This window comes from Bacteroides sp. 11BF, assembly GCF_019633765.1.
In the GTDB taxonomy this organism is placed as follows: Bacteria; Bacteroidota; Bacteroidia; order Bacteroidales; family Bacteroidaceae; genus Bacteroides; species Bacteroides hominis.
Map to the genome: position 1 here is coordinate 1 of NZ_JAFKPJ010000039.1, position 8634 is coordinate 8634.

The window sequence follows — 8634 nt, forward strand, 5'->3', positions numbered from 1 at the left end:
CTATCGGGACGGTAACCCAAATGTGGAGAAATGGAATAATAAGCACATTTAATAAACAGCTAACATACAGCAATTTAAATAATTTACATAATTATAAAAAAGAAAAAAATAGACCCATTATTTATAAATATTAGCGGTAGCATAAGGGTATAAATGACAAACAAATAAGGTTATATTATAAATATAATCTTCATAATTAACTTATATCATAATAGACAAGACGTTAGTTCAAAATAGTTGACATATATAAATTGGCATATCGAAAAGAACACAATCAGCTATTAACATTATTATACAAAGCGTCAGAGGAATCTTATGAAACATTGTACTTGAAATAATAGAAATAGAGTTATCTTTGTAACCGCGGTTACAGTAACGCCCGTTACAAAGTAAGGACTAAATAAACAAAGAATATGAAGTTTTACAATAGAGAGAATGAATTAGCTGAATTACAAAGGATACAAGAATTATCTTTTGGAGAGAACTCTCGTCTGACAGTAGTTACCGGAAGAAGAAGGATAGGTAAGACAAGTCTTATTATGAGAGCCTTTGAAAAAACTCCTACTATCTATTTGTTTGTGGGGAGAAAAAATGAGGCATCTCTATGTCGGGAATTCATAACCTTAGTTTCCCAGGCACTTGATATTTATGTACCAGAAGAAATATCGACTTTCAAATCCCTCTTTCGGTATATTATGGAAGCTGCTACCAGACAATCATTCAATTTGGTTATAGATGAGTTCCAAGAATTCTACAATATCAATAAGTCAATTTATAGTGATATACAAGATATCTGGGATCAGTATAGACAAAAAACCCACATGAATTTCGTTGTGAGTGGCTCTATTTATTCGTTAATGGAAAAGATTTTTCATAATGAAAAGGAGCCGCTTTTTGGCCGTGCTGACAACATTATAAAACTTTCAGCTTTCAGTCTGAATGTATTAAAGAAGATCATGAAAGACTATCATCCCCAATATACAAATGATGATTTATTGGCACTATACTCATTTTCTGGTGGAGTTCCTAAATACGTCGAATTATTTTGTGATAACAGAGTGTTAACTGTTGATGAAATGATCGATTTCATGGTCAGAGACAACTCCCCTTTTACAGATGAAGGAAAAAATTTATTAATAGAGGAATTCGGCAAGAATTACGGTACTTACTTCTCAATCCTGAGCGCCATCTCTGGCGGGTATAATACTCAGACGGAAATAGAAGCACTACTTGGCGAAAAGAGTCTGGGCGGTTATCTAAAGCGATTAATTGAAGACTATAACATAGTAGTACGCCAACGTCCTGTCTTTTCTAAAGAGGGTTCTCAAACTGTCAGATATGAAATATGCGATAACTTTATTCATTTTTGGTTTAATTATTTCGATAGAAATCGTTCACTCATTGAAATAAAAAATTTCGTTGGCTTACGAAAATTAATAAAAGCTGACTATCCGACATATTCAGGAAAAATCCTGGAACAGTATTTTAAGCAAAAATATGCTGAAAGTTATGAATTCCGCCTTATTGGTTCGTGGTGGGAGCCCAAAGGCAATCAAAACGAAATTGACATTGTAGCTATTTATTTAGATAACAAAAGTGCAATTGTAGCAGAAGTCAAACGTCAAAAAAAGAATTTCAAGCCAGAACTTTTCCAAAAGAAAGTGGAGCACTTAGAGAATAAAGTTTTGGCTAAATACCAAATAAATACAGTCTGTTTATCATTAGAGGATATGTAGTAGATAAATGTTCATTAGTAAAATGATAAAAGTATCTACTATGGAGCAGCCTGTTTTTTGAATACCCCTTTTATCAATTTGATATATTGGTATAGATCTGACATTTTGTATTTCTTGATGTCTCTACATCGTGCTAATCAGAGGGATAACCGGAACCGGAATAGAAAAAACAAAATCTGAACCGTTTTATCAAATCAGAAGGAAAGTGAAATTACTATTCTACTATCAAAAAGAATGCTTTTGCCGATTTACGGTTTACTCTCTCATAGAGACATTTCAAAAAAAAGAACATAGTCACATATTTCTTTTTTCTTAATTTCATTGCCAAATAGAACATATAAAAGATTATTTTCACACTCTTAGCAGTGATTTAGACCGTCTGTTGACAGAGAACTAACAACTTGTTTTCAAGAAATTAATTTCGTATCTGTACGAAGTTAACTTCTTGAAAACACAAAGTTAACATTCTGATTTTAGCCAGTTAATATCTTCCGGTAGCAGTAATGAATTTATATACATTACTTTTGCCAATACAGTATATTATTCCTCAATTTATTCATATTATCTTCTATTTGTAGGATAGGAGATAAAATTACAGGATTCTCAAACAAATAAAATACTATCTTTTTGCATCATATCTTATACTGTCACTTACTATATGTCCAATTGTATATTTCAACAATTAAAAGGAGTATATCAAAAAATAAAACTATATTTGTAAAACCTATAAAATTTAAATCACATGAAAAATATTTTTTTAACAATTGGAATATCACTGTTTTTTAATGGCAGCCTATATGCTCAGTCCGATGGCTGGTCCCCTAAGGATCATAATTTAATCACGTCTGCACGTGAGGACGGGCGATTCTTAAGTTCTTATGGTGTAGTGCACGCTATGCTCAGAAATACTAAGCCACGTTATGCTTTTCATGATGACTTCTCTCCCAAACAATTTCGAAAATGGCAAAAAGGACTTCGCCATGCGATGGAAGAAATAATGAATTTTCCTCAAATAAAAAATTCTCCTGCTCCTGTTTGTATAAAAAGAGAACAGCGGGAAGGTTATCGATTAGAAAAATGGGAATTTTATCCGTTTCCTGAATGCGTTTCTACTTTTCTTGTTTTAATACCTGATAATATAAATAAACCCGTACCTGCCATTTTATGTATTCCCGGTTCCGGAGGAAATAAGGAGGGACTTGCAGGTGAACCGGGGATAGCTCCCAAATTGGACGACCGGTACAAAGATCCGAAACTGACCCAAGCCCTCAACTTTGTAAAAGAAGGGTATATAGCGGTAGCAGTAGATAACCCGGCTGCCGGAGAAGCCTCAGACCTGGAGAGATATACTTTGGGCTCTAATTATGATTACGATGTTGTATCTCGCCATCTTTTAGAATTGGGATGGAGCTATTTGGGATACGCTTCATATTTGGATATGCAGGTTTTAAACTGGATGAAGACCCAGGATCATATTCGTAAAGATCGCATTGTAGTAAGTGGATTTTCTTTGGGAACCGAACCTATGATGGTATTGGGTACGCTTGATACTTCAGTTTATGCTTTTGTTTACAATGATTTCTTATGTCAAACTCAAGAACGGGCGGAAGTGATAACTATGCCTGATAAAAACGGACGCCGTCCATTCCCTAATTCCATACGTCATTTAATACCTGATTTTTGGAAAAATTTCAATTTTCCAGACATTGTAGCAGCTTTGGCACCCCGTCCTATCATACTGACTGAAGGGGGATTAGATAGAGACTTGAATCTTGTGAGAAAAGCGTATGCTATAGCAGGCGCTCCCGATAACGTGAAAGTATATCATTATAAGAAATTCGCAGATCCAAATACACGAAAAAATGTAAAACACTTACCTGAAGGACTGGATCGTAATGAATATTTTCGAATGGTAAATGTAGATGGTCCCAATCATTATTTTAAATCAGAACTGGTTGTACCATGGTTGAGAGAATTATTGGAAGAAAGATGAAGTGTAGTAATTGAAACCTAAATAAACAATCAATTTAAAAGAAAAGCGGAATACACATTACGTGCATTCCGCCCTCTATCATAATCGCATATTGAGAAATACCTATCGGTTATTATTTGTATCCCGGTGTTTGCTTTAGTGCGGGGTCTTTATCCAACATCGTTTTTTCAATTGGCCACAAAAGTTTATGTGCTTCTGTAGATTCATTCAATATTGGGGCATCTCCCAAAAGACTTCCTTCTTTACAGAAAACTAGAGGTGTTCCTCCCTTAGTCAAAGTCATACGTCGTAAATCCCACCAACGTTGTCCTTCTTGGACAAATTCTTTATCCTTCTCGTGTAAAATAGCTAATTCATTAGCTGTAAAATCTGCCGTTTCCGGATATGCATACAGAGTTTCATCCCATGCATTGCCATAGGCACGTTTTCTTACCAGATTTATGTATTTGGCGACAACTGCATTATCTCCTTCCATGTTTGCTATTTCTGCAAGTGTAAGATAAACCCACGGCAGGCGATAGAAGATATAATCACCACAGTAAACACGGGCTCCCTGTGCATTTACATAACCTATATTTTTACGTACATGTGTTCCATAGAGAGATAACTCACCTGTTTTGTCATCTTTATTGTATGAGGCGATAAAGGTCGCTTCCTTACGGGTATCTGCATCATCAAAACTTCGATAAACAGCTTTGTTGTATTCATACGTCTGATTACCAGTATTCTGTATATCTAAAGCATCACCAAACACTTCACCATTGGCTTGATATCTGTTTTTGGTACTACCAGTACCTACATTATAAGTAAATGTACCATTACTATTGGTTGCTTCACCTTCTAAGAAACGAATGGCAAATATAATCTCGTCATTTGCCTTGTTTTTAGCATTGAATACTTGTGAAAAGTTATCCAGCATTTTCAGGTTGTAATTATTCAATACACTTTCAAGGTGAGTTTTAGCTATAGTCAAATCAGCAGGATTTGCTACGTCATCGCCTGTGGTTACTTTAGAAGTCCACAAATAAACTTCTCCCATTAAACATTCGGTTGCAGCTTTTGACCAATATACCTTTTTGCCACGTTTATATGGATCAAAATCATTCATATTTCCAAAATACTCCATCGATTTGTTCAAATCGCTTTTTATTTGAGTCATCACTTCTTTGGGGGTCGAACGAGCCATATACAGTTTGTTTGGATCAATAACTCCTTCAACAACATCAGCCGTCAAGCGCAAAGGTACTCCGCCATAGATGCGGTATAGATCAAAATAGTAGAAAGCACGTAAACCGTACACTTCTCCCAAATAGAAGTTTTTCATTTCATCGGACAGATAGGTGGCATCTGTAACACGTGCTATGAAAAGATTCAAGTTAGTAATACGGCCGAATAAATCTCCGAACTTACTTACTCCGGTATGTGTTTCATCAAAATTTTGCAAAATAATATCACCATTACTAACTCCCATGCCATCACTACTTGCGCCGGTTATGAAACGTCCACTGCGAAGCTCTCCGAATGTGATTGTATGTTGCCATGCCGCATCGCGTAAATGCTTGTGAATACCATCTATATAGGCGGTAGCCTGAGCTTCTGTTTTCCAATAAGACCCACTTCCGTAGTAATCAATCGGAGACAGATCCAATTTATCGGCACATGACGTTACCAACAGCCCCGAAGATGCCACCAGTAAACCATATAATATTGTAGATTTTATTCTTTTCATATCTTTTTCTTTTTAAATCAGTTAACCATTAGAAAGTTACATTCAATCCGAACAAGAGGGTTCTTGGTAAAGCATATCCTGAACCTGCACTTGAAACCTCAGGAGAAGCTACATTAGCCGATGTGATATACCCCAGATTCTGTCCGGTGATCGACACATCCACCTTTTGACAATAAGCCTTGTTTGCCCATGCTTTAGGTAAAGAATAACTTAAAGATATTTCACGGATAGCCAAATAATTACCTTTATAAGCAAACAGTGTGGAAGTACGATAGTAGTTTGCATTCATAAGCTGGTCAGCATACACAAATCGCGGATATTTGGCATTCGGATTCTCTTCAGACCAAGTGTTGAATACATCTTTGGTCGTATTGTAAGTTCCTTGCATACAACCCAAGAACCAAGGAGTAGTATTGTCATAGATCCAGTAATCCAGTGCAAAGTCAAAGCGTCCGTACAGTTGAAAGTTTTTCCAGCGCAATGTGGTGTTGAAACCACCAATCCAATGTGGATTTGTATTTCCTACGACAACCTGATCATAATTATCAATAATTTTATCACCGTTTATATCTCTCCATTTCACATCTCCGGGTTGAATGGGCAATGCATTCTTTTGCTCTGCGGCACTCAACTTCTTCCAAGCTTCCGGTCCATACATTTTTTTACCGAAATAGTTACCGGATGTGACTACCAAGTCTCCGGGAATTTCATCCCAACTGCGATAAAGGCCATCGGCTTTATATGCAATTAAAACACCGGGTTCATAGCCTTCCTGATTACCGCCGACCCAAATCTTTTCATATGTGCCATCAGATAATTGCTTTCCACTGTATATTTGAGCAGCATCCTGTTGATTGCGAATTAAGCCATTATCCGGCAATGAAACTATTTTGTTTTTGTTGAATGATATGTTTCCGCCCAAATCCCAACTCCAATCTTTGGTTTTTAGGATTTTTCCCGACAGTTCTATTTCCACACCACTATTACGGAATTTTCCGTTATTGTTCTTAATTGACGAGAAACCTGTTGTAGAAGGTAAACTTAAGTTAGCATACTTGTCTGAAGTTAAGCGATTATAGTAGGTAAAGTTTGCGTTCAAGCGATTCTCAAAAAAGCTCATATCTATACCGACTTCTGCAGTACGGGTTTTCTCCCATTTCAAACCCGGGTTGGGCAGTGCACCGATTAAGAAGCCGACATTTCCATTATATTTCTGAGAATTGTAAGATCCCTGTAAGTCATAGGCACCAATTCCGGTTGCGTTACCATTTACACCATAACTCGCACGTAATTTACCAAATGACAGGAAAGGCAGAGCATTTTTTACGAAATTTTCTTGTCCAAAAATCCATCCGGCAGAAACTCCTGGGAAAAATCCCCAACGGTTGTCACCTAACAAAGATGAATATCCATCCTGACGGAAGACAGCAGAAAGTAAATAACGGCCTTTATAGTCGTAATTCAGACGTCCGAAATAAGAAAGAATGCGATAATCGCTATGTCCTGAATCAATGGAACGTTTCCCTTCTCCATTATCTGTCAGTGATAAATCGGCAAAATCATCCGTTGGAGCTCCTGAACCGGATGCACTAAAGCTACGGCTATATCTATCAAAATACTCCATACCCAACATAACAGCCACATTATGATCTTTAGCAAAAGTTTGATTATAGTTTAATACCACATTATAAGTCTGAGAGAAATCTCTGGAGAAACTTGCTGAAGAACTGCGTGTTCTCACAAATTGGCCCGGTGTATTTTCATAATCTCTGGTGAAACTTTCAGCCAATGATTCGGAGTAATACCAGTTGGCAGTACCTTTTACAGAAAGATTCTTTAAAATATCAACCTGGAAAGCCTGTACCATGGTAAATTTATCACTCTGATTAAAATTCCACCATTTGTCGGGCTGATAGTTCTGGTTTCCATCACCAGCTACCGGGCCTAAAGTTGGATTCCCGTCCTCATCCTGGAAGCGAACGGTGGGAGGTGTAGACATGATACGTCCGAAGTAATTGCCTTCACTGGTTTGTGATCCTGGCATGTTTTTCCAATTTGCACGGTTATAATTGAAGTTGGATGAACTAGTAAGCCAATCTGTAATTTTATAACTGGCATTCAAAACAAAACTATAACGCTCATAGAATGTCTTGATAGGAAGTCCCTCCTGACGGTTGTAGCCTAATCCTGCATAGTAAGTACCCTTATCATTACCTCCGGACATATTGATATTATAGTCCTGAGATATCGCCGGATTATTCAGGTTATAATCTGCCGGATTAGTATCTTTATATAAAATGGTTTTGCTGGGATCCAGAGGATCCGGCATTTCTTGCCATCCTTTCTGTAACAGATAGGCATTGTCTGCCGTTTTATTCATAATGTTCCAGATCATTTTATCATTCAGTGTATTACCGGTACCGAATGGAGAAGCACTTGTTAAGTTACTAAGTGGAGCAATAGAGACATACTCTCCGTCTGAGGTTGTAAATCCGGACTTACTATATCCTGTACGCAGTACGTTGATATAATCTTTGGCCCCTAAAAACTCATAAGGATTGTTTACATAACTCAACCCCATCTTAGCTTTGAAGTTGATTTCGCGACGTCCTTCTTTACCTGTTTTTGTAGTAATTAAAATTACACCATTACTTGCTCGCGCACCATAAATAGCGGTTGCTCCCGCATCCTTCAAGACTTCCATGGATTCAATATCCTCCGGATTGATATCCTGCATACCATCACGCAATTGCCCGTCTACAATAACCAGAGGATCACCTGAACCATCGAAGTTAGTACCGCCACGAAGCGTTACTTTAGGAGCCGCACCCGGGCTACCAGAGGCTTGGGTAACCTTCAAACCTGCAACTGCTCCGGAGAGTGCCTGGGCGGGGTTAGAGAATAAGCCGACTTTCAATGCTTCATCTTTCACTTTTGCAATAGAGTTCGTCACTTTCGTACGCAGCTGTTTGCCACCATATCCCGTGACAACAACTTCCTCCAACATTTCAGAATCTTCTTTCAATTTGATATTAAAAGAATTTTTGCCCTTTACATCAAGTACCTGAGGCTGATACCCGATATAAGATACTCTGATCTTTCCATTAGGATCGACCATTAACGTAAACTTGCCGCTAATGTCGGTTATAACACCATTGGTGGTACCGACCTCGACA

4 protein-coding genes are annotated in these 8634 nt (G+C 37.5%); 2 read left to right on the forward strand and 2 right to left on the reverse strand.

The features are described from left to right. Positions 1-413: 413 nt before the first annotated feature. Both JZY04_RS20480 and JZY04_RS20485 read left to right on the forward strand, forming a co-directional pair. Positions 414-1736, forward strand: coding sequence for an ATP-binding protein (locus JZY04_RS20480; protein ID WP_005776503.1), 1323 nt, complete (start codon positions 414-416; stop codon positions 1734-1736). A 742-nt stretch (positions 1737-2478) separates the two neighbouring features. Beyond that, positions 2479-3729, forward strand: a complete 1251-nt coding sequence (locus JZY04_RS20485; RefSeq protein ID WP_122142357.1) for an alpha/beta hydrolase family protein — start codon at positions 2479-2481, stop codon at positions 3727-3729. A gap of 112 nt (positions 3730-3841) precedes the next feature. Here the strand turns inward: JZY04_RS20485 and JZY04_RS20490 are convergent, their stop codons facing one another. Next, entirely contained in the window at positions 3842-5458 is a 1617-nt protein-coding gene (locus JZY04_RS20490) for a RagB/SusD family nutrient uptake outer membrane protein (RefSeq protein ID WP_122142358.1), read from the reverse strand. Between the two features lie 28 nt (positions 5459-5486). Next, on the reverse strand, positions 5487-8634 hold a 3148-nt coding region (locus JZY04_RS20495), incomplete at its 5' end, for a TonB-dependent receptor (protein WP_220577452.1).

Coding starts and splice junctions, on each gene's coding strand:
- JZY04_RS20480 (WP_005776503.1), top strand. CDS start 414: ATGAAGTTTTACAATAGAGAGAATGAATTAGCTGAATTACAAAGGATA.
- JZY04_RS20490 (WP_122142358.1), bottom strand. CDS start 5,458: ATGAAAAGAATAAAATCTACAATATTATATGGTTTACTGGTGGCATCT.
- JZY04_RS20485 (WP_122142357.1), top strand. CDS start 2,479: ATGAAAAATATTTTTTTAACAATTGGAATATCACTGTTTTTTAATGGC.